Genomic DNA, 22,960 nt, shown 5'->3' on the forward strand with positions numbered 1-22,960 from the left:
TGATCAAGGCCGCTAAGGGTTACCGGCGGCAACTGCGTGGTAATTACACGGGAATCAGACATACCGCCGCTGGAGCGCTCCAGATTCCACAGTTTCTTCACTTTTCAGCCGCCGCTCGACCAGACCCGCACCCTCCCGTTCCATGCCGGACGGGTCACGGCGGACCAGGGCAGGCCAGGGGGCGAACCACTGGGACGCGGCACCGCTTCCGCGCCATATGTCTGCCGATTACGGGTCAACCGTTGACTCGCTCGATCGCGCTCTGACAGATTCTCGACGCCATGAATGCGACAGAGCCCGACCTCTCCGCCAGGTGGAAACGGTTCGCCGAAGCACACTGGGGCAGGGAGCCTGCCGCGGTTCCGTTCCCCCCGGGCCTCGCGCCGGAGCAGGTGTACGGGGTCGTCGCCGCCTCCTGCGCACCGCCCGCCGAGGACGCGGCCGGTGTCCGCTTCGCCACCGCGACGCGGGGCCGATTACGCGCCCCGGGCGCACTGCTGCCCGGCCACCACGACCCGGGCCCGGACGCGTACCGGGACCGGCTGAACCGTCAACTCACCGACTCCGGATGGTTGTTGAGCGTGCGGCAGCCGCTGTGGCGGGACTTCGGGGTCTGGGCGCGTGTGCGCGAACTCGTCTGCGGGCTGTGGCGGGCGGTGGGCTGGCCCGCCCTGCCGGTGACGGCCGAACTCGCCCTCGGAGAGCACTGCACCGGCCCCGACGCGCCCGCCCCGCGCCCCGGCTCGGTCACGCTCACATGGGTACTCTCCGGCGCGATGACGGTCAGGCTCTGGCCCGAGCACACCGGCACCGAGTATCAACTCGCCGCCGGTACAGGGGACTTGTTGTACTGGCCGGCCGGCTGCCGCCACCTCGATCACTACCTCGACTGCTGCACCACGTTACGGATCGTCGTCCCGGCGCGTCGCGCCGCCGTCCTCACTCACGTACGGGGACTCCTCGCGGACCGGATGCAGGAAGACCCCGCATACGCGGGCGCCCCCGGCGTCCTGCCCTTCCCTCCTCCCGCCGGCCCGGACGGCGAGATCGGCGCCGCGGAGCCCGTCGCCGGCGCCGCGCGGCTGTTCGCCGGGCTCGCCGCGTGCCCGCAAACGGCAAGGGAATTGCGCGTGGCCTGGGCAGCCCGCAGGTCGGCGGCCGGTCTCGAACCGGCTCCCCCGCCACGACCGGCCGTACCCCTGGACCCCGGCCTGCGCATACGGGCCTCGGCCCAGCTCTTCCGCATACCGGACGGGCCCGGACGCGCCGTGTGGGCCGCCAACGGGCACACCCTGGCGGTCGAGGGGGCCGCACCCGACCGGGTCAGGGACCGGCTGCGGCCCGGAAGTGCGCTGGGGATAAAGGAGTTGGGCCACAGCTCGCGCATGCCCGTGAAAACTCTGATCCCGCTCCTGTCCGACCTGCATCGCATCCGCGCCATCGAACTGACGAACGGAGACGGGGCGCCATGAGGGAGGATCCCCGCTCCTCCGAGCCCGCACGCCGCGCTGCCGCTCCCGCCACCCCGGTCGGGCAAGCGGGGCCGGCCCGGCTTGACCGTCTCGACCGGCTCGACCGTCTCGACTGGCAGGTCTTCGGCGAGCGGTACTGGGACCGGCGGCCCGTGCTGTTCAAGTCGGTCACGCCCGCCCCCTTCGAGGCGCACGAGGCCTTCGAGACCGCCGTCGCCGCGGCCCATCGCGGCGGGCCGTTCGGCGTGCCGCCCTACGCGGGATTCGCGGTCGGCGGTGAGCCCCAGACCGACCCCGGCGACTTCCTGCCGCAGCCGAGGGACGGCTCGTTCGCGGGCTACCACCAGCGGCTCGTCCGGCAGCTCTCCGGCGAGCCGTACTCCCTCTCGCTTCAGGCGTTCCACGCGTTCCACCATCCGCTGTGGGCGCGCGAGCGCGACTTCTTCGCCGGTCTGTGGGCGCGCGAGGGGCAGCCCGTGCAGAGCGCGTTCACCACACTGGTGCACGGGACGTACGAGGAGCCGCTCGCCGAGGCGCGTCCCGGGCAGCGCGTCGCGACGTTCCTGTTCGTGCTGGGCGGTCGGCAGCGGATGCGGTTCGGGTCGGCGGACCGGGGCGACTCCTTCACCGTCGAGGCGGATCCGGGTGACCTGTTGTACTGGCCGTCGCATCTCTCGCCCGTCGCCGAGCCCTACGCCGGGTGGGCGTCGACGGGCATGCGCGTCAGCGTCGTACGGGAAGGGCGGCAGGCGGCGTCCGAGCTGTACGGCCTGCTGCACGACGTGACGCCCGAGACGCTCCTCACCCCGGACCCGGATCCCACGGGCGCCGGTCCGTCCGGCCAGGAGGTGCTGCTCGTGCCCGACGCGGAGGCGGGGGCGGAGCTGCCCGCGCCTCTGGAGCGCGCGCTCGCGCACTTCCGTGCGGTGGGCGCGCGCGGGCCGCTGGAGGAACGCGTCGCCCGGCAGTCCCTGCGGCACTGGACGGCCGGAGGCTTCTGGCCCGTGCCGCCGCCGGCACCGCGCGGCAGGTTCGGTGACGACGACGTCGTGCGCGCCACGGAGCGCGTGCTGTGGAGCGAGGCCGCCGGGCGGCGTCTGTTCTCCGCGTGCGGCCAGGTGGCGCCCACGGAGCTGCCGGCCGACGACCTGGCCGCCGTACTGCGGGTCCTCAACTCCGGACGGGAGCTGGCGATCCGTGAACTCGCGCCCATAGCACGGGAATTGATGGCGGATCTGACGGCGTTCCGCGCGCTGGAGCGCCTCTGAGGACCCGCCGGTCCGTCACTGCCCCGGCGCCGGGATCGCCAGGTACTTGTACTCCAGGAACTCGTCGATGCCGACCCGGCCTCCTTCCCGGCCGATGCCGGACTGCTTGACGCCGCCGAAGGGTGCGGCCGGGTTGGAGACGAGGCCGGTGTTGAGTCCGACCATGCCCGTCTCCAGGCGTTCCCCGACGCGCAGCGCCCGGTCGAGGTCGCGGGTGAAGAGGTAGCTGACGAGGCCCCATTCGGTGTCGTTGGCGGCGCGCACCACCTCGTCCTCGTCGTCGAACGTGAAGAGGGCCGCGACGGGGCCGAAGATCTCGGTCCCGGTGAGACCGGCGTCGCGCGGCACCCTCACGAGTACGGTCGGCGGGTAGAAGTAGCCTTCTCCGTCCGGGAGTTCACCCCCGGTGAGGACCTTCGCGCCGCGGTCCACCGCGTCCCGGACGAGCCGGTCGACCTTGTCACGGCCCGCGGCGTCGATGAGCGGCCCGACGTTCGTGCCCGGCTGCGTGCCGGGGCCGACGGTGAGGGCGCTCATACGCGCGGCGAGCCGGGAGGCGAACTCGTCGGCGACAGAGCTGTGCACGAAGATGCGGTTCGCGGCCGTGCACGCCTCCCCCATGTTGCGCATCTTCGCCACCATGGCGCCCTCGACGGCCGTGTCGAGGTCCGCGTCGTCGAAGACGATGAGCGGCGCGTTCCCGCCGAGCTCCATCGAGGTGCGCACGACGGTGTCGGCGCACTGGGCCAGGAGGATCCGGCCGACCTGGGTGGACCCGGTGAAGGACAGCTTGCGGATGAGTCCGCCGCGCAGCATGGGTTCGACGAGGGCGCCCGCGTCCGTGGTGGTGACGACGTTCAGGACGCCGTCGGGCAGGCCCGCCTCGGTGAGGATCCCGGCCAGGGCCAAGGTGCACAGAGGTGTCTGCGGTGCGGGTTTGAGGACCATGGTGCAGCCCGCGGCGACGGCCGGGCCGATCTTGCGGGTGCCCATGGCGAGCGGGAAGTTCCACGGGGTGACGAGCAGGCAGGGGCCGACGGGCCTGCGCATGATCAGGTGGCGGCTGCGGCCGTCGGGCGAGGGCGCGAACCCGCCCTCGATGCGTACGGCCTCCTCGGAGAACCAGCGGAAGAATTCGGCGGCGTACCCGACCTCGCCGCGTGCCTCGGCGAGGGGTTTGCCCATCTCCAGGGTCATGAGGAGGGCGAGTTCGTCGGTGCGGGCGATGATGATCTCGTAGGCGCGGCGCAGGATCTCGCTCCGCGCACGGGGCGCGGTGGCGGCCCATGACTCCTGTGCGGCCGCGGCGGCCTCGGCGGCGCGGCGGCCGTCTTCGGGACCCGCGTCGGCGACCTCGCAGAGGCTCTGCCCGGTGGCCGGGTTGTCGACGGAGAAGGTGCGGCCCCCGGCCGCGTCCTGAAGGCGGCCGCCGATGAGGAGCTGCTTGGAGACGTCCTCGACGACTTGGGGCGTGGGGTGGTTCGTGGTCATGCCTGTTCCTCCGTCGCTGGTCAGCGGGTCACCGTCGCGGTCTCCACGGCCGCGGCCCAGGCCCGCAGGCCGTCGTCGATCTGTCCCTCGTCGACGATGAGCGCGGGGATCATCCGCACCACGTTGCCCCAGGGGCCGCAGAGCAGGAGCAGCAGACCTTCGTCGGCTGCGGCCTGCTGGGCGCGTACGGCGGTGGCCGCGTCGGGTTCCCCGTCGGGGGAGGTGAACTCGCTGGCGAGCATCAGGCCGAGGCCCCGTACGTCGCCGATGGCCTCGGTCTTCGCTGCGATGTCCTCGAGGCCGGAGCGCAGGCGGGCGCCCATGGCGGCCGCGTTGGCGACGAGGCCTTCCTCCTCGACGACCTCGAGGGTGGCGACCGCGGCGGCGCAGGCGACGGCGTTGCCGCCGTAGGTGCCGCCCTGGGATCCGGGCCGTGCCTTGTGCATCAGCGCCTCGGGGGCGGCGATCCCGGAGAGTGGGAAGCCGCTGGCGAGGCCTTTGGCGGTGATGAGGATGTCGGGGCGTACGCCGAAGTGGTCGTGGCCCCAGAAGCGTCCGGTGCGGCCGACGCCGGTCTGCACCTCGTCGAGGATGAGCAGGATGCCGTGGCGGTCGGCGCGCTCCCTGAGTCCTTGCAGGAAGGCGGAGTTGGCGGGGACGTAGCCGCCTTCGCCGAGGACGGGTTCGACGAGGATCGCGGCGGTGTCGTCCGGGTCGGAGACGGTCTGGAGGAGGTGGTCGAACTCGCGCAGCGCGAACCGCGTCGCGGTGTCCTCGTCCCAGCCGTAGTGGTAGGCGTTCGGGAAGGGCGTGATGGCGACGCCCGCCATCAGCGGTCCGAAGCCGGTACGGATCTTCGTGCCGGACGTGGTGAGGGAGGCGGCGGCGACGGTGCGGCCGTGGAAGCCGCCGTGCGCGACGACGATGTTGGGGCGGCCGGTGGCCTGCCGCGCGAGCCGCATGGCCGCCTCGACGGCCTCGCTGCCGGAGTTGGCGAAGAAGAGGCTGTCGAGTCCTTCGGGCAGTACGGATCCCAGCTTCTCGACGAGGCGCTGAAGGGGCCGGTGCAGGACGGTCGTGTACTGGCCGTGGATGAGGGTGGCCACCTGATCCTGGGCAGCGGCGACCACGCGCGGATGGCAGTGGCCGGTGCTGGTGACGCCGATCCCGGCGGTGAAGTCCAGATATCGGCGGCCGTCGGTGCCGTAGAGATGGACGCCCTCCCCGCGTTCGGCGACGACGGGGGTGGCCTGGCGCAGATGCTCGGACAGTCGCGTCATGCCTCCACCCTCAATGCTGAGTCGAAAGCGCGTCAATGGGCCATCTGTGGCGATCCGCTCCCCGGGGACCACGGGTCACCCGGGTGGCCGCAACGACTCTCGGCTCCGTCACCGGCCGCGGGTCCGCGCGGACAATTCGCAGGAGTTCTTCGTAACCGGCTCAACCGGCGGGGTTCCCAAGGGAGTCGGGTTATGCAACAGTCCTGCGCAACCCGATGCGAGGGGAGCGAGTCGGCATGGCTGGGGCGCGTGGGCATGATCTCGCGGCGTTGCGCGGGCTCAATACGGGTGTGGTCCTGCGGGCGTTGCGCAGGGAGAGCCCGCAGACCGTCAGCCAGCTGGCGCGGGCGACCGGGCTGTCGCGGCCCACGGTCGAGGCGCTGGTCGACGAACTCGTCTCGCAGGGCTGGATCGCCGAGACCGGCGCTTCGCCCGCCGGCACCCCTGGGCGCCCGGCGCGTCGGCTGCGCTTCCGGGCCGAGGCCGGGCACGTCGTCGGTGTCGACATCGGACTGCGCAAGATCGTGCTGGTGCTCGCCCGGCTGGACGGCGAGGTCGTCGCGCGTGAACGGGAGGACATCGCCGAGGAGTTGAGCGGCGCGGAGCGTATCGAGCTGCTCCGCGGGCGGCTGCGGCGCTTCCTCGTCGAGCGGAATCTGCGGGCCGAGGCCGTCTGGGCCATCGGCATCGGCGTGCCGGGCATGGTCGACGACACGGGCCGGATCCGCTCGGTGATCGTCCCCGAGTGGACCGACCTGGATCTCGCGCGCCGGCTCGCCGACGAGTTCCCGTGCCCGGTCCTCGTGGAGAACGACGTGAACCTCGCGGTGCTCGCCGAGCACTGGCAGGGCGCGGCGACGCTCGCGGACGACGTGGCGTGCGTCCTGGTCGGGCGGCGCATCTCCTGCGGGCTGATGATCAACGGCAAGCTGCACCGGGGCCGCCGCGGCGGCGCGGGCGAGCTGGGCATCCTCCCTCAACTCGGCCTGGACGCCGCCCAGATGTGGCTGGCGTGGGACGGCGAGCGGATCGCGGGCGAGTCCGAGACGGACGCCCTCGCGCGGGCCGTGCGGGCCGGGGACGCCGGGGCGCGGGCCGTGCTCGACGGCTATCTCGCCGGGGTCGCCCCGGGCATCGCCGCGCTGGTTCTCGCCCTGGACCCCGAGCTGCTGGTCCTCTCGGGCGCGCTCGCCCCGGTCGGCGAGGCGCTCGGGCCCCTGCTCACGGAGCATCTGCGGCCGCTGACGCTGCACGTGCCGCGTATCGCGGTCAGCGCGCTCGGCCGCGAGGGCGTGGCCCTCGGCGCGGTACGCCGCGCGCTGGACGCTCTCGATGCCCATCTCCCTTATGGGACCGGCCCGTTGCGCCCGTCCCCCGCACTCTGACCTCACACCGTCCCCCCTCACCCCTCCGGAGGCGCGTATGCGCAGGAGAACGCTTCTCGCCGGTGCGCTCGCGGCAACGCCCCTCGTGGCCGCGTGCGACAGCGGCGGCGGGGCTTCCGGCTCCACCTCGTCGGGCGGCGGCGGCCGCACCACCATCTCGTACGGCATCTGGGACCAGGCCCAGCTCGCGGGGATGCAGCAGATCGTGAAGGCGTTCGAGGCCAAGAACCCCGACATCTCCGTGGACGTCCAGCTCACGCCCTGGTCCTCGTACTGGACGACGCTCAGGACCTCGATGCGCGGCGGGACCGCCCCCGACGTGTTCTGGATGAACGCCGTGAACATCCAGCTGTACGCGGCCAACGGCGTCCTGGAGCCGCTCGACCGGTACGCGGCCCGCGACCGTACCCCGCTCGGCCGGCACCCTGAGGCGCTGGTCAAGCTGTACGCGTACGACGGGAAGCAGTACGGGGTCCCGAAGGACTTCGACACGGTCGGGCTCTGGTACAACAGGGCGCTGTTCGACAAGGCCGGAGTCGGCTACCCGGACGCCTCCTGGACCTGGGACGACGTACGGGACGCCGCGCGGGAGCTGACGGACCCGCACTCGCGCGTGTACGGGATCGCCGCCGAGATGGACCGGCAGAAGAACTTCTACCCGTCGATCTTCGGTGCCGGCGGCTACGTCCTGCGCGACGGCCGCTCCGGATTCGGCGACGAGCGCTCCGTCGAAGGGCTGCGCCTGTGGACCGATCTCGTCGACCGCGGCTGGTCGCCGCCGCAGAGTGCGATGGCGGACGTGAAGGGCCGCAATCTGTTCCTGTCCGAGCAGGTGGCCATGAACTACGACCTGTCGGCGATGGCGTCCTTCATGCACGCGACGCCCGCGATCAAGGACCACGGCGGTGTCGCCGTGCTTCCCAAGGGCCGCGAGCGCGCCACCGTCATCCACGGTCTCGCGAACGTGGTGAGCGCCAAGTCCCGTAAGAAGCAGGCTGCTTGGAAGTTCGTGGACTTCCTGGCGCGGCGTGAGGCGGCCGAGATCCAGTCGAGGGGCGGCGTCACCATCTCCTCGTACACGGGGACGCAGGACGCCTGGCTCACGTCGATGCCCGAGTTCGACCTCAAGGTCTTCATCGACATGCTCGACTACGCGGTCCCGTACCCGAGTTCCAGGAACACGGCCGTGTGGGAGGACCTCGAATATCTGCTGCTCGGGGCACCGTTCAGCGGCAAGGGCGGGATCGAGTCGGCCGCGAGGACGCTCGGCCGGCAGATGGACCGGGCGCTCGACGAGGAGGGCAAGTGATGGCCGTTTTCCCGTCGACCGCCGCCGCCGAGGCGGAGGGCAGGACCAGGAAGCCGCACACGAAGGCGGGCCGCGACGGCACCGCGCGCGGCCCCAACTCCCGTACGCAGAAGGCCGCGTACGTGTTCATCGCGCCGATCGCCGCCGGGTTCCTCGTCTTCTACATCTGGCCGATGATCCAGACGTTCGGTTACAGCTTCACGTCCTTCGGGCCCTTCGGCGGCAACTCGTGGACGGGCGGCGACAATTACGCCCGGGTCGTCCGTGACGTCACGGTGTGGCGCGCGCTCGGCAACACGCTCCTGTACGGGGCGATCGGCCTCGTCACCCTGCCGATCTCGATCACGGTGGCGGCCCTGCTCAACCGGCGCGGACTGCGCGGCGTCGGCGTCTACCGCGCCCTGTACTTCATCCCGTTCGTCACCCTGCCCGTGGCCGTCGGCCTGGTCTGGAACTGGCTGTACAACGGCAACTTCGGCCTCCTGAACGAGGTGCTGTCGTGGTTCGGGGTCTCCCGGCACTTCTGGGCGTCCGACCCGTCGTCCGCGCTGTGGGCGATCGGGCTCGTCCTGGTGTGGCAGAGCATCGGCTACTACTTGATCATCTTCATCGCGGGGATCAAGGCCATCCCGCAGGACTACTACGAGGCCGCTGAGCTGGACGGGGCGGGCCCGGTGCGCCGCTTCTTCCGGATCACCCTGCCGCTGCTGAGTCCCAGCATCTTCTTCGCCGCGGTCATCTGCGTGATCAACTCACTGCAGCTCTTCGACCTCATCTACGTGATGATGAGCCCCACCAATCCGGCCCTCGGCTCCACGCAGTCCGTGGTGAGCCTCTTCTACCAGTGGGCGTTCCAGCAGAACAACCAGGGCGCCGCGGCGGCCCTCGCGTTCGTCCTGATGCTGCTCACGGCGGCGCTGACCTACGTCCAGTTCCGGCTCCAGAAGAAGTGGGTGCACTATGCCTGAGCGCTCCCGGGTCCGCCCCGGTTCCGTCGCCACGCACACACTGCTGTCGCTCGGCGCCCTGGTGATGGTCTTCCCGTTCCTGTGGCAGCTCCTGACGGCACTCAAGACCCTGCCGGAGGCGGTGCACGTCCCGACGACCTTCTTCCCCGAGCACCTCAACCGGGCCGCCTTCAAAGAGGTCTTCACCGCCATGCCGTACGGCGAGATGCTCGGCAACAGCGTCGTCAACACCGTGGCCCGTACGGCGGGGCAGCTCGTCTTCTGCTCGCTCGCCGCGTACGCCTTCGCCCGTATGCGGTTCCGCGGCAAGAACGTCCTGTTCGCCCTGTTCCTGTCGGTGCTGCTCGTACCGCCGTCGCTGCTGATCCTGCCGCAGTACGACGTCATCCAGCGGCTCGGCCTGCTCAACACGACGCCGGCGCTCTTCCTGCCCGGCATGTTCAGCGCCTTCGGGACCTTCCTCCTGCGGCAGTTCTTCATGGCGCTGCCCCGGGAGCTGGAGGAGGCGGCCCGCATCGACGGCGCCGGGCCCTTCCGGGTCTTCTGGTCGATCATGCTGCCGCTGATCCGCCCGGCGCTCGCCGCGCTCGCGGTCATCACGGCGATGTGGTCGTGGAACGACCTCCTGTGGCCGCTCGTGGTCAACACCGACCCCGCGAAGATGCCGATCAGCGCGGGCCTGACGTCCCTGGAGGGCCAGTTCGAGACCAACTACCCCGTGATGATGGCGGGTTCGCTCATCGCGAGCCTGCCCATGATCGTCCTCTACCTCTTCCTCCAGCGGCACTTCGTGCAGGGCATCGCCCAGAGCGGCACGAAGGGCTGAAACCCGTCCTGCGGAAAGGAACGACATGACACGCCTCGATGTGGGGCTGATCGGCGCGGGCGGCATCGCCCGCGCCCATCTGCCCGCGTGGATCGCGCTGGGCGCGCGCGTCACCATCCTGTCCACGGACGGGAACGCGGAGAAACTCGCCGCGAAACACGCCACGTCCGGAGTGACGGCCACACACAGCCTGGCCGGGCTCCTGGACCGCTCCACCGTCGTCGACATCTGCACACCCACGTTCACGCACCGGGAGCTCGCCCTCGACGCGATCGCCGCCGGCAAGCACGTCATCTGCGAGAAGCCCCTCGCGCTCACCGCGTCCGAGGCCACCGAGATGGCGGACGCGGCCGAGGCGGCGGGCGTCCTGCTGTTCCCCGCGCACGTGGTCCGCTACTTCCCCGCGTACGCGGCGATGGCGCGGTCAGTCGCCGACGGCGGCATCGGGACCCCTGCCGTACTGCGCTTCACCCGCTCCGGCGCCTATCCGGTGTGGGCGCCCTGGTTCTGCGACCCGGCGCTGTCCGGCGGCATCCTGATGGACCAGATGATCCACGACCTCGACTTCGCGCGCCTGCTCGCGGGCGACGTCGTACGCGTCCACGCCCGGCTGCGCGGGCGCCAGGAGCCGGGCGCGAAGGCCGGTGACGTCGCGGTCGGCACGGCGGTGCTGACCCACGCGTCGGGCGCGATCAGCCACGTCCTCGGCGTGTGGGGCCTGCCCGACCTCCAGTTCCGTACGACGTTCCGCGTCGCGGGACCGGACGGGATCCTGGAGCACGACTCGACGGCCCTGCCCGGGTTCCGCGTCCTCGCCCAGGGCGCGCGGCCGAACGGCGAGGGCATTCCCGGCAGCCCGATGACGGAGAGCCCGTACCTCACCGAGCTGCGCGAGTTCGCCGGGGCGGTGGAAGGCGGGCCCGCTCCCCGCGTGACGGCCCGCGACGGCGTCGAGGCGGTACGGATCGCGGCGGCGGCCGCCGCCTCGGCCCGCACCGGCGAACCCGTCGAACTCAAGATCTCCGAGGAGGCGGCCCGATGAAGGTCGGAGTGCTGTCGTTCGCGCACGTCCACGCGGGCGGGTTCGCCCGCCTGCTCGCGGAGATGGAAGGCGTCGAGGTCCTCGCGGCCGACCCGGACACGGATCTGGCGGCTCCGGGCGAGGTCCGCGGCCGGGAGTTCGCCGACCGGCTCGGGGTGTCCTACGTGAACTCGTACGAGGAGCTGTTCGCCTGGGGCCCCGACAAGGTCGTCGTCTGCTCGGAGAACGTCCGTCACCGGCCCCTCGTGGAACTGGCGGCAGCGCACGGCGTGGACGTGCTGTGCGAGAAGCCCCTCGCGACGACGGAGGAGGACGGCGCGGCGATGGTCGAGGCGTGCCGCGCCGCTGGTGTGCGGCTCGCGGTGGCGCACCCTGTGCGCTTCAGCCCGGCCTACACGGCGGTCCGCGACGCCGTGCGATCGGGCACGACGGGCGGCGTTCTCGCGGTGTCCGGCGCCAACAACGGCTACCTCCCGGCCGAGCGACGCCGCTGGTTCGCGGACCCCCGACTCGCAGGCGGCGGAGCCCTGATGGACCACACCGTGCACATCGCGGACCTCCTGGACGACCTCTTCGAGGAGTCCCCCGCGACCACGGTGTACGCACAGGTCAACAACGTGCTCCACGAGGGGCGGGTGGACGCGGACACCGCGGGGCTCGTCACGGTCGAGTACGCCAACGGGGCGGTCGCGACGATCGACTGCAGCTGGAGCCAGCCCCAACACCACCCCGCCTGGGGCGGGTTGCAGATGCAGGTGATCGGCGAGCGGGCGACCCTGGAGATGGACGCCTTCGGCCAGAAGGTCCACGGCTTCAGCGAAGCGTCCCGCGCGCCCGTCGAACTGCCCTACGGCGTCAACCTGGACGCCCTGATGCTCCACTCGTTCCTGTACGGGAGCGACGGCGGGACGAGCGTGACGGACGGCGAATCAGGGCTGCGCTCCCTGCGGATCGTCACCGCGGCGTACCGGTCTGCGCGCGAGGGGAGGGCAGTGCCGGTGCTGTGACGTCCGGCCCCGTCTGCCATCGTGGCCGTATGAGCGAACTGGTGGACCGCGTGGACGAACAGGACCGCGTACTGGGCACGGTGGACCGGAGGGCGGCCGTCCACGAGGGATGGCTGCACCGGGTGGCGACGGTCGTGTGCCGCGACCCGGCGGGGCGGATCCTCGTGCATCGTCGGGCGCCGCACGTGTCGCGGTTCCCCGGGCGGTACAACTGGCTGATCGGCGGGGGTGTCGACGCGGGCGAGTCGTACGAGGCCGCGGCGGCCCGCGAGCTCGCGGAGGAGCTCGGGGTCACCGCCCCGGTCCGCTTCGTCTTCAAGTACCTGTGCCGCGGGGAGATCGGGCCGTACTGGCTCGGGGTGCACGAGGTCACCGTCGACGGGCCGGTCGCGCCGCTCCCCTCCGAGATCGTCTGGCACGACTGGCTCACCGAGACCGGCCTGACGAACGCGATGCGCCAGTACCCGTTCGTGTCGGACTCCCTGGAGGCGCACGCACGGTACGTCGCGCTCGGCGGCGACGGCGGGGCGGGGACGACGCGCTGACGGCTGGCGGCGCGCGGCCAAGGAGTTGGCCTCGGACGTGCATGTGCCCCGTTGACGCAGGTGAGCGCCATCCCCCACGCACGTGCGCCTCGACGCGTGCGGCAGGATGTCCCGGCGCGTCGGTGCAGGCGCGGCAGCACCACTTACGGACAAGCAGGTAGCAAGGTGACGACACATCACATACGGCCGCTCCCGGTGGCGTACGACGACCTCGGTCACGGCGCGGGAGGCCACCGATGAACCGCGCGATGACGCCCCACGATCTGATCGTGGCAGGGATCGCGATCGCCGCGGGGCTCGCGGCGGGGCTGCTCCTGCGCATGATGCTGCGCTGGCTGGGCGTGCGGGCCGACCGCACGCGCTGGGGCGGCGACGACGTCATCGTGGACGCGCTCCGCTCCCTCGTGCCGTGGGCCGCGGTCGCCGCAGGCATGGCCGTGGCCGCCTCGGCGCTGCCGCTCACCAGCCGCACCCGGCACAACGTCACCGTGACGCTGACGGCGCTGCTGATCCTCGTCGCCACGTTCACCGCGGGCCGGGTGATCTCCGGGCTCGTCCGGTCGGTGGCGCAGTCACGGTCCGCGGTCGCCGGGTCGGCCACCATCTTCGTGAACATCACGCGGGTCGTCGTGCTCGCCGTGGGCTTCCTCGTGGTCCTGCAGACCCTGGGCATCTCCATCGCCCCGCTCCTGACCGCCCTCGGCGTCGGCGGTCTCGCGGTGGCGCTCGCGCTCCAGGACACGCTCGCGAACCTCTTCGCGGGCGTGCACATCCTGGCCTCCAAGACCGTGCAGCCGGGCGACTACATCCGGCTGAGCAGCGGCGAGGAGGGCTACGTCGTCGACATCAACTGGCGCAACACCGTGGTGCGTCAGCTCTCCAACAACCTGGTCATCATCCCGAACGCCAAGCTCGCCTCGACCAACATGACCAACTACAGCCGTCCGGAACAGCAGATGACGCTGCTCGTCCAGGTCGGCGTCGGCTACGACAGCGACCTGGAGCACGTCGAGCGGGTCACGGCCGAGGTCGTCGAGAGCGTCATGGTCGACATCACCGGCGCCGTCCCCGACCACGAACCGGCCATCCGCTTCCACACGTTCGGCGATTCCAGGATCAGTTTCACGGTCATCCTGGGCGTCGGCGAGTTCAGCGACCAGTACCGGATCAAGCACGAGTTCATCAAGCGCCTGCACGCCCGCTACCGGGCCGAGGGCATCCGGATACCGGCGCCCACGCGGACGGTGGCGCTCCAGCAGGGGGCGGTGGCCATCCCGCACCAGCGCGAGGCCGCACCGCCGATTCAGTAAGGACGGCGCACGGTCAGAGGGAGTCGGTCCGTCCGGACAGCGGACCGGCTCCCCCACGCGTGCTCCCGACCCCGAGAGGTCAGTCCCGCGCCGGCGTCCCCGTGACCTTCAGGTTCCGGATCCGGCCGTTGTTGTCGAACGAGCCGAATCCCACGCGGCCCGAGGAGAACACCGGGTCCGTGCCCGTGATCAGCGGAGTGCGGCTGCCGTCCATGTAGACGGCCGTCTCGCCGGTGTCCGCGCAGTGCGTGAGGCGGACCTTGTGCCAGGCGGCGTCCTTGATGGCCGGGGGCGCGCCGTAGGAGCCGTTCCACTGGTCGTCGATGCGCAGCCGGTCCGCGTTGTCGACCGTGAACAGGCCGTTGTGCGGGTAGATGCTGTTGTCGCTGGACAGGTGCGCGTACTGGAACTGGGTGTCGGAGTTGTAGTCCCAGACGACGATGACGTCCCGGTTCGTGATGTCGACCGGGGTGTCGATGCGTACCTCGGCCTCGACGGTGACGTTCGAGTAGCGGGGGCCCGCGGTGAGGACGGCGTACTCGAAGGGGCGGCGCGGGCCGGGACGGGAGACGCCCGGCTCGGTGAGGACCGTCTCGCGCCGGGTGAACTCCCATTTGGCGGGGGTGACCGGGGCCCAGTTGTCCGCGCCGGTGGTGTGCGTCGTGGGGGTGTGGCCCACCTTGCAGTCGGCGAAGGTGCGGGTGCCGGTGACCTTCCAGACCTTGCCGTTCGCCTTGGAGACGATGTACAGGTCACCGGCCAGGTCGGTACCGAAGCGCAGGTCGACGCGCTGGTCGCCGGCGAGGTCGCGCATGGTGACCTTCTTACCGGTGGCCTGGTCGAACAGCATCAGCGACTTGAGGGGCGCGAGACCGGCACCACGGCGCATGTCGTGGGTGTCGGCGGCCAGGATCCGCCCGTCGACGAGGTCCCCGAAGATGTACGTGCCGCGCAGCTCGGGCGCGTCCTTGCCGCGGTAGACGAAGCCTCCGGCGATCGCGCGGCCCACGTCCGAGCGGCAGTCCCAGTCCGCTCCGGGATCGTGGTCGTAGGCGGCGACGGGGTAGGTGTAGCCGTATTTGGCGTCGTCGGCGGGCAGGGGCGCGATGCGGGCGCACGGGTCGGTGGTCTTCTTGTCGAAGAGGAACGGGCCCTCGCGTTCGCTCCAGCCGAAGTTGTCTCCGGCCCTGACCTCGTAGACCGACTCGATGGCGTGCTCGCCGATGTGGCCGAGGTACATGCGGTGGCTGCCGCCGGTGTCCCAGCTGAAGCGGTGCGGGTCGCGCATGCCGACGGCGTAGATCTCGCCGAGGGCGCCCGGTGTGGACACGAACGGGTTGGCGGCCGGGATGCCGTACTTGCCGTTCGCGCTGTTGCGGCCCGCCGGGTCGATGCGCAGGAGCTTGCCGTGCGGGAGCGCCATGTTCTGCGGTTCGCTGTTGCCGACGCCCTGGCCGCCGTCGCCGACGGCGAGGTAGAGCAGCCCGTAGTCCTTGTCGTGGGGCTTCGCGGTCGGGTTGAAGTCGATCTGCTGGATGCCGTGCACCTGGCCGGTGAAGCCGATGCGCAGGACCTCGCGGTGGGTGCCGTGGAAGACGGCGGCCTTCGGGTCGTCGGCGGTCCACTCGGTGATGACGCCGTGATAGGTGGTGGTGCCTGCCTGCTTGAAGTCGGGGGCCTGGGTGACCTGCGAGGCGAGTTCGGTGTGGATGGTGTAGAAGCGGCCGTTCTTCGCGAACTGCGGGTGGAACGCGGCGTATCCGAAGCCCTGGCCGAGGCCGCGGCCCGAGAAGAAGTTCGGGAAGGTGCCCTTCACGTCGAGGTACGGGTGCGGGGTGCCGCCGGTGTCCGCGCCGGCGGTGCCCGGGTCGGTGAGATAGAGCGTCCCGTTGAGGTCCGGGGTCGCCATCCGGCCCGATCCGTCGGGGAGTTCGTTGATGGTGTTGATCCTGGCGTGGCGCACCAGGCGCGGGTCCGTGGGGGCCGGGACCGGCTCCGACTTGGGGAACTGGGCGTACTCCGTGAGGACCAGGCCCGTGCTCGACTGGGCGGGCTTCTCCGGGATCGGGTCGGTCAGACCCGCTGTCGCGGCGGCGGGAGCGGGCTCGTCGGCGTGCGAGGGCGCGGCGAGTCCGCCGAGGGCCAAGGTGGCGGTGACGGCGAAGGCCGCCCAGAGTCTTGGGTTCTTGCGTCGTGCTGCCATGCGGGTCCCTTCGGACGGCGGGTACGGCTGGGAAGAGGTCTGGCAGTGGGGTACGCGGTGTCAGTGGCCCCGCGTCATGCGCCGGTACTCGGCCCGCACCTGACCAGCCGTCACCTCGCGGTCCAGGAAGAGGAGATCGTCCATGCGGCAGTCGCAGGCGTTGTTCTCGCGTGTGTTCTGCGGGAAGCTGCCGCCGACCTTGATGCCGCGCGGGTCGGTCGGCGAGGCGCGGTGTGGCGCCGGCGTGGTGGTGAGCTCCCAGGGGTCGCCCGGCGTGACGTAGAAGCCGTCGAGGGGCTTGCCGTCGCGGTACAGGGCCATCGTGCCGTCGCGGAAGTCGAAGGTGGCGGCCAGATGGACCCACTCTCCGCGGGGCAGGACCTGCTGCCAGTCGGCGGAGGCGGCGAAGGTCTGGGAGGCGCCGCTGTCGAGGCGGCGGCCGAGCGCGACGAGCTTCAACTCGCCGTTGACCTGGATGAGTTCGAGCAGCGCGCGGACGGCGTGCCCGTCACTGGTGCCGGAGAGCACCCCGGCGAGCCCGATCGCTCCGTAGCGGTCGGTGGGATCGGCGGTGTTGGAGTTGAGGGTGGGGTTGTCACCCGTCATCTTGAACCAGCCCATGACGGTGGCGGACTTGGCGCTGTTGAACGCGCCGAGGGAACCGACCCCGCCCTCGTCCCAAGTACCGGCTTTCCAGTCGTCGTTGCCGGCCGTGGCCGGGTTCTGCTGGCGCACCTGGAGAGCGGGCGAGCTGCCCCGGTACGCCTCGTCATCGACGCGCATCGCGGAGCCGCCGTTGATGAGCGTGAGCGGGGTGCCTGAGCGTCCGATGTCCCGCTCCCTCGCGGGATCGGCGGGATCGGGGTGCCCGAAGTCGTAGGCGGCCACCGCGTGGAAGCGCAACGGGCCTTGTGGGCCCGGACTGTTGGCCTGCGCGGAGACCGCGGAGGCGGGGCCACTCGCCTGCGCGGGAAGCGCGGCGGCGGCGAGGGCGGCGGCCGAGGCGAGGGCCACGGCGGCGAGGGCGGTACGTCTGGTGCGGGGCGGTCTCATGCGGCCTCCGAGCGGCAACGAAGGGGCTGCCGACCAGGGGGCTCCCGGACCGGCAGAAAGCGCTTTCGTCACGTGCGGGGACCATGTAACTCCCTCGCCGCAACCCTGACAATGGGCGTGTCCGCGCCATTTTCCGTAGGCGCACCACCGGGCAGCCGAGGCGGGCCGCCCCTGGGGCCTCTCGTTTGGATCACGCCGGACGCGCATCTCAATCAGGGCGCGTAGTCGCAGTCCGGCTTCGTAGCTTTCCGGGGGCGTGTGCCTTCCATGGCCCTGCTCGCGGCAACAGGACGGGCCCCGTACGCCCCTGAGCGGCCGAGTGCTGAACCGGCTTGCGGGGTCGGCCTGTTGTCAGTGCCCCCTTTTATTCCTGTGCCTGCTGCTGGACGAGGACGGGGTGTGACCGAGGTACGCGCCAAAGGGGCAACGAGATGATCTCGAAGCCCTGAGCGCCGGCCCGTCCCGTATTTCAGAGGGACACCCGCGCTGTTCTGGCAGCGGCAGAAGAGTGGCCGGACCGGGCTCGACGATCACTACAGTCCAGTCTCATGACGAAGATTACGACGCGTACGGTCGAGTACCCGGCGGACGGTTTGACGATGATCGGGCACCTCGCGCTCCCGGCCGGTGTCGACCGCCGGCCCGCTGTGCTGCTCGGACCAGAGGGCATGGGGCTCAGCGACGTCGAGCGCCGCCGGGCCGATGCTCTCGCCGAGCTGGGATATGTAGCGCTGGCCTTCGACCTTCACGGCGGGCGCTATTTGGGTGACCCCGAGGAGATGCTGGCCCGTTGCATGCCGCTGCTCGCTGATCCCGACCGGATGCGGGGCATCGGTCACGCGGCGCTCGACGTGTTGCGCGCCGAACCGCGGACCGACCCCGACCGGATCGCCGCCGTCGGCTACGGCACCGGGGGCGCCGTCGGGCTGGAACTCGGGCGCGGCGGCGTCAACCTCCGCGCGATCGGGACAGTCAACGCAACTACCACGGGCCGTCCGGGCGAGGCGGCGCGCATTCGCTGCCCGGTGTGGGCCGGGGTCGGGTCGGAAGACCCGATCATGCCGCCCGCGCAACGGAACGCGTTCACCGCCGAGATGCAGGCCGCGGGCGTCGACTGGCGCCTCGTCATCTACGGGGGCGCCTTGCACGCCTTCCACCACCCGCCGGTCGACCACCCCGTGGTCCCCGGCGTCGGCTACCACCCACAGCACGCGCGGCGAGCCTGGCGCGACATCGTCGGCCTGCTCGCCGAGTGCCTGCCCGTGACGGAGGATCTGGAGGCATGACCCAGGCAAACAGCCTGGCGCCGGGCCTGGTCCGCGTCGTGCACTGAGAGTCCCCTCCCCTCAAGTCCACACAGCAGAACCACATTCGAGCGGATGCTCGATCACGGAGAAGCGTTCGCAACTGCCACAGTAAATACGTACTGGGCCGGGGAACGGAACGAAGGCGCATCCGCCGCCGGCACAGAGTCCGGCTGAAGGCCGCCGCCGCTCGGGCGCACATCACTCCATGGACGCTCCGACGACGCGGCCCCTGAGCCCGCCCAGCGTGATCCGGACCGGGCCGCCCGTGGGGTCGGTCCTCCCCGTCCAGTGGCCCGCCAAGTGCAGTGTCCGGTGGGGGAGAGCGCCGCGCGGTACGTACTGGCGGTGCAGGCGGCGGCCGTCCTGGGTGACGACGAGTACGGGCCGCACCAGCGCCTGCGACGTGCGCAGGACGAAGCGGTCGACCGGCACCTGCGGAGCCACCCGGTTCGGCGCCATCCAGCGCAGGGGCGCCGCGACCTCGATCGCGGGTCCGCCGGACGCCGGACCGGCGCCGTCGAGGAACTGGCCTACGGCGTCGGCCGCGAGAGCGCCCTCGCGGGCCGCCCACAGCGCCGGCTCCACCGCGTGCAGCACGTTCCCCACAGCGAAGACACCCGTGACGCCGGTGCGGAACGCGCCGTCGACGGCGGGTCCCCGCGTCCCGGGATCGAGTGCCACTCCCCCGCGCCGCGCCAGCTCGTGGTCCGGCACGAAGTCCCCGGTGAACACCACGGTGTCGCAGTCGACCGTCGTCAGCCGCCCGTCGAGATGCCGCAGCCGCACGCCTGAGAGCCGTCCACTGCCCAGGAGTTCGGCCACGGTCGCGCCGGTGAGCACGGGGACGCCGTGACCGATGCGGGCGGCCGCGGCCCGCGCCCGGCCCAGCTGGTGGCGCGGCTCCTCGGTGGTGAGCGCGGCGACGGTGACATCGGCGCGGCGCAGGGCGGACAGGGCCGCGTAAGCGACCGGTTCGGCGCCGACGACGACCGCGCGGGTGCCGACCGGCTGTCCATGGAGGTGGACGGCCTGCTGGAGCTCGCCGGTGGTGAGCACTCCCGCGGGGCGGGTGCCGGGGACGAGGCGTGCGCTGCGCGGACGTTCGCGGGCACCGGTGGCGAGGACGACGGCGCGTGCGGTGATGCGTTCGAGCCCGTGCGGGCCGGTGGTGTCCAGAGTGAGGGGGCCCGCCCATGCGGTGGCGGTGACCCCGGTCCGCACGCGTGCGCCGGAGCCGAGCGCGGCCTCGACGGTCCTGGCCGCGTACTGCGGCCCGGTCACGCCCCACCGCCCGAACCCGCGGTGGTGGCAGTGCCGCGGCACGCCGCCCGCCACCACCTCACGCTCCAGGACCTCCACGACGCCCGCGCCGCGCTCGGCGAGGCCGCGGGCGACGGCCAGCCCGGCGGGCCCCGCGCCGACGACGACCACGTCGACGCTCCGCCGCCGCCGTGTCATGCCTGCCCCCACTCGCCCCGCCCCTCATGGAGTTCACGCACCGCGGCCCCGCAGTAGAACCCCTGGCACCGGCCGCCCCGCGCCCGGGTCCTGCGGCGCAGTCCCTCCAGGGAAGCGGGCGGGACCGTGCTGATCAGTGCGTCCCTGATCTCGCCGCGGGTCACGCGCTCGCAGTGGCAGACGATGGTGCCGTACGCGGGGTCGGTCGCGATGAGGTCGGCGCGCTGGTAGGGGCGGGGGAAGGCCTCGCCGAGGTTGGGCATGTGGACGGGCGTCAGGTCGACCGGCTCCTTGAGGCCGAGGCCGGGGTCGGCATCGGCGATCAGGCCCGTGACATGCGCCGCGATCGCCATCGACGCGGTGAGCCCGGTCGAGCGGATGCCGCCCGCGGTGACATAGCGCCGGTCCTCGTGGCAGCGGATCCGGTAGTCGTCGTGTTCGGTGGCGGCCCGCAGGCCCGCGTAGACGGCGGTGACCTCCTCGTGGACCAGGGCCGGCAGGATGCGGCGCCCTTTCGCGAGCAGCCCGTCGAGTCCCTCCGCCGTCGTGCCGGTGGCCGCCTTGTCGTCGAGATCCTCGGCGGTCGGGCCGAGCAGTACGTTGCCGTAGACGGTCGGCGCCACGAGGACGCCCTTGCCGAGTGCGGTCGGCACCGGAAGGAGGATGTGCCTGACCAGGTCGCGGGCGAGTTCGTCGAAGACGATGAGCTGGCCGCGGCGCGGGGTGACGGTGAAGTCGCCGCGCCCGAGGACGAGCCGGTCGAGCACGTCGGCGTTCAGCCCCGCCGCGTTGACGAGGAACCGCGCCCGGAGGGCGCCGCGCGACGTGGACAGAACATGGCCGCCTTCGTCCGAACCGACCGAGAGCACCCGCGAGTCGAGGTGCAGGTCGACGCCGGAGCGCACCGCTTGGGTGGCGTACGCCAGTGTGGTCGTCCAGGGGCAGATGATGCTCTCGCCCGGCACGTCGAGGGCGCCGAGCGCTCCGGGGCCGAGGTGCGGTTCGCGGGCCCGGGTCTCGTCGGCGCCGATGATCCGCGCGGCGCCGCATCCGTTGCGCCTCGCCTTCTGCAACAAGCCGGACAACGCCGCGAGTTGAGTGTCGTTCCAGGCGATGAGCAGCGCGCCGACCGGCTCGACGGGGATTCCCGACTCGGCCGCGTAGACGGCGAGAAGCCGCTGCCCCTCCCTGACGAGACGGGACTCCAGCGAGCCGGGCACCGCGTCGAACCCGGTGTGCAGGATCGCCGTGTTGGCCTTGGACGTGCCGTCGCCGACGTCGCCCGACGCCTCCACGAGAGCGATCCGCAGACGTGGGTGGCGCGCCAGCTCGCGGGCAATGGCGGTACCGACGACACCGGCGCCGACGACCGCGACGTCATAGGGCCTGGACGGCAGCGGCCCTTTGGACGACACCGCCCCTTTGGTCATGACGGTCATGAGGACGCCGTCGGTGTGCGGTCGAGGAGCGTCGCCACCGCCGAGCGGAACCCGTCGAGGCGTTCGGCGGCCTGCGCGGCGTCGATGCGCGGCTCGTACACGGCGGCGGGCCGCCTTTGCGGGACCGCGTCCCGCACGGTGAGCGCGGGATCGAGCCCGAGCCGGGCGACGACACCCGCGCCGAGCGCGGTCGCGTCCGGCAACTCGGCGACCTCCACGGGTAGTTGGAGGAGGTCCGCCTGGGTCTGCATCAGCAGGGCAGACCGGGTCAGGCCGCCGTCGACGCGCAGGGTGCGCAGCGGTTCGCCCAGGTCGGCGGCGACGGCGTCCGCGAGCGAGACGACCTGCGCGGCGATCCCCTCGCACAGGGCGCGGACGACGTGACCCGAGGTCGTGTCCAGGCCGAGGCCCGTCAGGGAGCCGCGCAGGTCGCCGCGCCACCACGGGGCCGCGAGACCGGCGAGGGCGGGCACGAAGGTGACACCGCCCGTGTCGGGCACGGCCGATCCCACCGGATCGATGTCCTCGGCCCCCGCGATCACCCCGAGGTCGGTGAGCCAGCGGACGGCGGAGGCGGCGGTGTAGACCTGCCCGTCGAGGCAGTAGCTGCTCCGCCCGGCGAGGCGCCAGGCGACGCAGCCGGCGAGTCCCGAGTCGCTGCGGTGCGGGCGATCACCGGTCGGGGCGAGCAGGAACGCCCCTGTTCCATACGTGCACTTGGCGGTTCCGCGCTCGGTCACGTCCTGCGCGAGCAGGGCGGCCTGCTGGTCCACCAGGAGCCCGGTCAGGGGGAGTTCGGGGCCGAAAGCGTTCGTCGTACCGACGGGTCCCGCGGCGTCGACTATGTCCGGCAGCCGCTCGCCGGCGAGACCGAAGATGTCCAGGGCGCGGGGCGACCACGCGACGGTGTCCAGGTCGAGGAGCTGCGTGCGTCCCGCCGTGGCGGCATCGGTGACGAACGCGCCGGTCAGCTGGTGGACGAGCCAGACGTCGCTGGTGGTGACGACGCCGTCGCGGGTGAGGTGGCGGCGGACCCAGGCCATCTTGGGAGCGGCGAAGTAGGGGTCGAGCGGCAGCCCGGTCAGCTGCCTCAACTCATCGGCCTGCGGGGCGAGTTCCTCGCACAGCGTCTCGGCCCGCCGGTCCTGCCAGACGATCGCGTCCGTCAGCGGTCTGCCCGACGCGGGGTCCCAGGCGAGGACCGTCTCGCCCTGGTTGGCGAGTCCGACGGCGCAGACGGGCTCGCCCGCCGCGGTCAGCGCACGGCGCCCCGCGTCGAGCACCGAGCCCAGGAGCGCGCCCGGATCGACCTCGACGAGGCCGCCAGGGAGGTGGCGCGGACGTACGGCCGCGGTACCGGAACCGATCACGCCGCGGCGTGGGCAGACGACGAGGGCCTTCGTCCCCGAAGTGCCCTGATCGATGGCGAGGACGGTCCCTTCGCGCGGCCCGCTGTCATTCCTGATCACCGCGGGAAGCCTGCTACAGCCCCCGCGAGAGAGTCAAGGGCGCCCCTGCACCCCTTCCACCTAAACTGATTGTCCATCAATTTTCGTACACCATACGGGACTTCACGCCACCTCTCTCCCCACAAGAG

Annotated in this window: 18 protein-coding genes; 11 read left to right on the top strand and 7 right to left on the bottom strand. The window is 71.8% G+C overall.

The genetic code is table 11. The features are described 5' to 3' along the window. The first annotated feature begins 281 nt into the window (after nt 1-281). Together ACIPWY_RS21320 and ACIPWY_RS21325 are read left to right on the top strand one after the other, a co-directional pair. Nucleotides 282-1,472 carry a hypothetical protein gene (locus ACIPWY_RS21320; RefSeq protein WP_362906526.1) on the top strand — a complete coding sequence of 397 codons (1,191 nt, stop codon included), beginning with the start codon at nt 282-284 and terminating at the stop codon, nt 1,470-1,472. Continuing rightward, nucleotides 1,469-2,740 (top strand): hypothetical protein, encoded by a 1,272-nt coding sequence (locus ACIPWY_RS21325; protein ID WP_393702588.1) that lies wholly within the window; start codon nt 1,469-1,471, stop codon nt 2,738-2,740. Before ACIPWY_RS21320 ends, ACIPWY_RS21325 begins: the two co-directional genes overlap by 4 nt. Before the next feature lie 15 nt (nt 2,741-2,755). On the opposite strand, the gene ACIPWY_RS21330 is transcribed toward ACIPWY_RS21325, so the two are convergent. Together ACIPWY_RS21330 and ACIPWY_RS21335 are read right to left on the bottom strand one after the other, a co-directional pair. Beyond that, nucleotides 2,756-4,231, bottom strand: coding sequence for an NAD-dependent succinate-semialdehyde dehydrogenase (locus ACIPWY_RS21330; RefSeq protein ID WP_393702590.1), 1,476 nt, complete (start codon nt 4,229-4,231; stop codon nt 2,756-2,758). A gap of 20 nt (nt 4,232-4,251) precedes the next feature. After that, complete coding sequence (locus tag ACIPWY_RS21335; protein ID WP_362906532.1) at nt 4,252-5,511, bottom strand: aminotransferase class III-fold pyridoxal phosphate-dependent enzyme; 1,260 nt, start codon at nt 5,509-5,511, stop codon at nt 4,252-4,254. Between the two features lie 236 nt (nt 5,512-5,747). On the opposite strand from ACIPWY_RS21335, the gene ACIPWY_RS21340 reads away from it, so the two are divergent. From ACIPWY_RS21340 to ACIPWY_RS21375, 8 genes are all read left to right on the top strand, one after another. After that, nucleotides 5,748-6,896: an ROK family transcriptional regulator gene (locus ACIPWY_RS21340; RefSeq protein ID WP_362906535.1), complete on the top strand. Its 1,149-nt coding sequence runs from the start codon at nt 5,748-5,750 to the stop codon at nt 6,894-6,896. 37 nt (nt 6,897-6,933) lie between these two features. Then, the gene (locus ACIPWY_RS21345) at nt 6,934-8,205 is read left to right on the top strand and encodes an ABC transporter substrate-binding protein (RefSeq protein WP_393702593.1); all 1,272 of its coding nucleotides are present in this window, start codon (nt 6,934-6,936) and stop codon (nt 8,203-8,205) included. Next, nucleotides 8,205-9,173: a carbohydrate ABC transporter permease gene (locus tag ACIPWY_RS21350; RefSeq protein ID WP_393702595.1), complete on the top strand. Its 969-nt coding sequence runs from the start codon at nt 8,205-8,207 to the stop codon at nt 9,171-9,173. Before ACIPWY_RS21345 ends, ACIPWY_RS21350 begins: the two co-directional genes overlap by 1 nt. Further along, nucleotides 9,166-9,999 carry a carbohydrate ABC transporter permease gene (locus ACIPWY_RS21355; RefSeq protein WP_362906539.1) on the top strand — a complete coding sequence of 278 codons (834 nt, stop codon included), beginning with the start codon at nt 9,166-9,168 and terminating at the stop codon, nt 9,997-9,999. The genes ACIPWY_RS21350 and ACIPWY_RS21355 overlap by 8 nt, the downstream gene beginning before the upstream one ends. A gap of 25 nt (nt 10,000-10,024) precedes the next feature. Continuing rightward, a complete protein-coding gene (locus ACIPWY_RS21360; protein ID WP_401534396.1) occupies nt 10,025-11,041 on the top strand; it encodes a Gfo/Idh/MocA family protein in 1,017 nt (338 codons plus the stop codon). Further along, entirely contained in the window at nt 11,038-12,048 is a 1,011-nt protein-coding gene (locus ACIPWY_RS21365) for a Gfo/Idh/MocA family oxidoreductase (RefSeq protein ID WP_362906543.1), read from the top strand. The genes ACIPWY_RS21360 and ACIPWY_RS21365 overlap by 4 nt, the downstream gene beginning before the upstream one ends. A 29-nt stretch (nt 12,049-12,077) precedes the next feature. After that, nucleotides 12,078-12,593, top strand: coding sequence for an NUDIX domain-containing protein (locus tag ACIPWY_RS21370; RefSeq protein WP_362906545.1), 516 nt, complete (start codon nt 12,078-12,080; stop codon nt 12,591-12,593). Between the two features lie 236 nt (nt 12,594-12,829). After that, nucleotides 12,830-13,903: a mechanosensitive ion channel family protein gene (locus ACIPWY_RS21375; RefSeq protein ID WP_362906547.1), complete on the top strand. Its 1,074-nt coding sequence runs from the start codon at nt 12,830-12,832 to the stop codon at nt 13,901-13,903. A 79-nt stretch (nt 13,904-13,982) separates the two neighbouring features. On the opposite strand, the gene ACIPWY_RS21380 is transcribed toward ACIPWY_RS21375, so the two are convergent. Together ACIPWY_RS21380 and ACIPWY_RS21385 are read right to left on the bottom strand one after the other, a co-directional pair. Then, nucleotides 13,983-16,106, bottom strand: a complete 2,124-nt coding sequence (locus ACIPWY_RS21380) for a PQQ-dependent sugar dehydrogenase (protein ID WP_401534399.1) — start codon at nt 16,104-16,106, stop codon at nt 13,983-13,985. A 60-nt stretch (nt 16,107-16,166) separates the two neighbouring features. Beyond that, nucleotides 16,167-17,159, bottom strand: coding sequence for a LamG-like jellyroll fold domain-containing protein (locus ACIPWY_RS21385; RefSeq protein WP_401534401.1), 993 nt, complete (start codon nt 17,157-17,159; stop codon nt 16,167-16,169). Between the two features lie 548 nt (nt 17,160-17,707). Here ACIPWY_RS21385 and ACIPWY_RS21390 point away from each other — a divergent pair. Next, nucleotides 17,708-18,445 (top strand): dienelactone hydrolase family protein, encoded by a 738-nt coding sequence (locus ACIPWY_RS21390; RefSeq protein WP_393702607.1) that lies wholly within the window; start codon nt 17,708-17,710, stop codon nt 18,443-18,445. A gap of 219 nt (nt 18,446-18,664) precedes the next feature. Here ACIPWY_RS21390 and ACIPWY_RS21395 read toward each other — a convergent pair whose 3' ends face one another. Genes ACIPWY_RS21395 through ACIPWY_RS21405 form a run of 3 tightly spaced genes read right to left on the bottom strand, consistent with a single transcriptional unit; the run spans nt 18,665 to nt 22,832 of the window. Further along, nucleotides 18,665-19,924: an NAD(P)/FAD-dependent oxidoreductase gene (locus ACIPWY_RS21395; RefSeq protein WP_393702609.1), complete on the bottom strand. Its 1,260-nt coding sequence runs from the start codon at nt 19,922-19,924 to the stop codon at nt 18,665-18,667. Continuing rightward, nucleotides 19,921-21,363 carry an FAD-dependent oxidoreductase gene (locus ACIPWY_RS21400; protein WP_393702611.1) on the bottom strand — a complete coding sequence of 481 codons (1,443 nt, stop codon included), beginning with the start codon at nt 21,361-21,363 and terminating at the stop codon, nt 19,921-19,923. Before ACIPWY_RS21400 ends, ACIPWY_RS21395 begins: the two co-directional genes overlap by 4 nt. Then, nucleotides 21,360-22,832 (bottom strand): FGGY family carbohydrate kinase, encoded by a 1,473-nt coding sequence (locus ACIPWY_RS21405; protein WP_393702613.1) that lies wholly within the window; start codon nt 22,830-22,832, stop codon nt 21,360-21,362. Before ACIPWY_RS21405 ends, ACIPWY_RS21400 begins: the two co-directional genes overlap by 4 nt. Between the last annotated feature and the right edge of the window lie 128 nt (nt 22,833-22,960).

It is taken from the genome of Streptomyces sp. NPDC090032 (assembly GCF_044748025.1).
GTDB lineage: Bacteria > Actinomycetota > Actinomycetes > Streptomycetales > Streptomycetaceae > Streptomyces.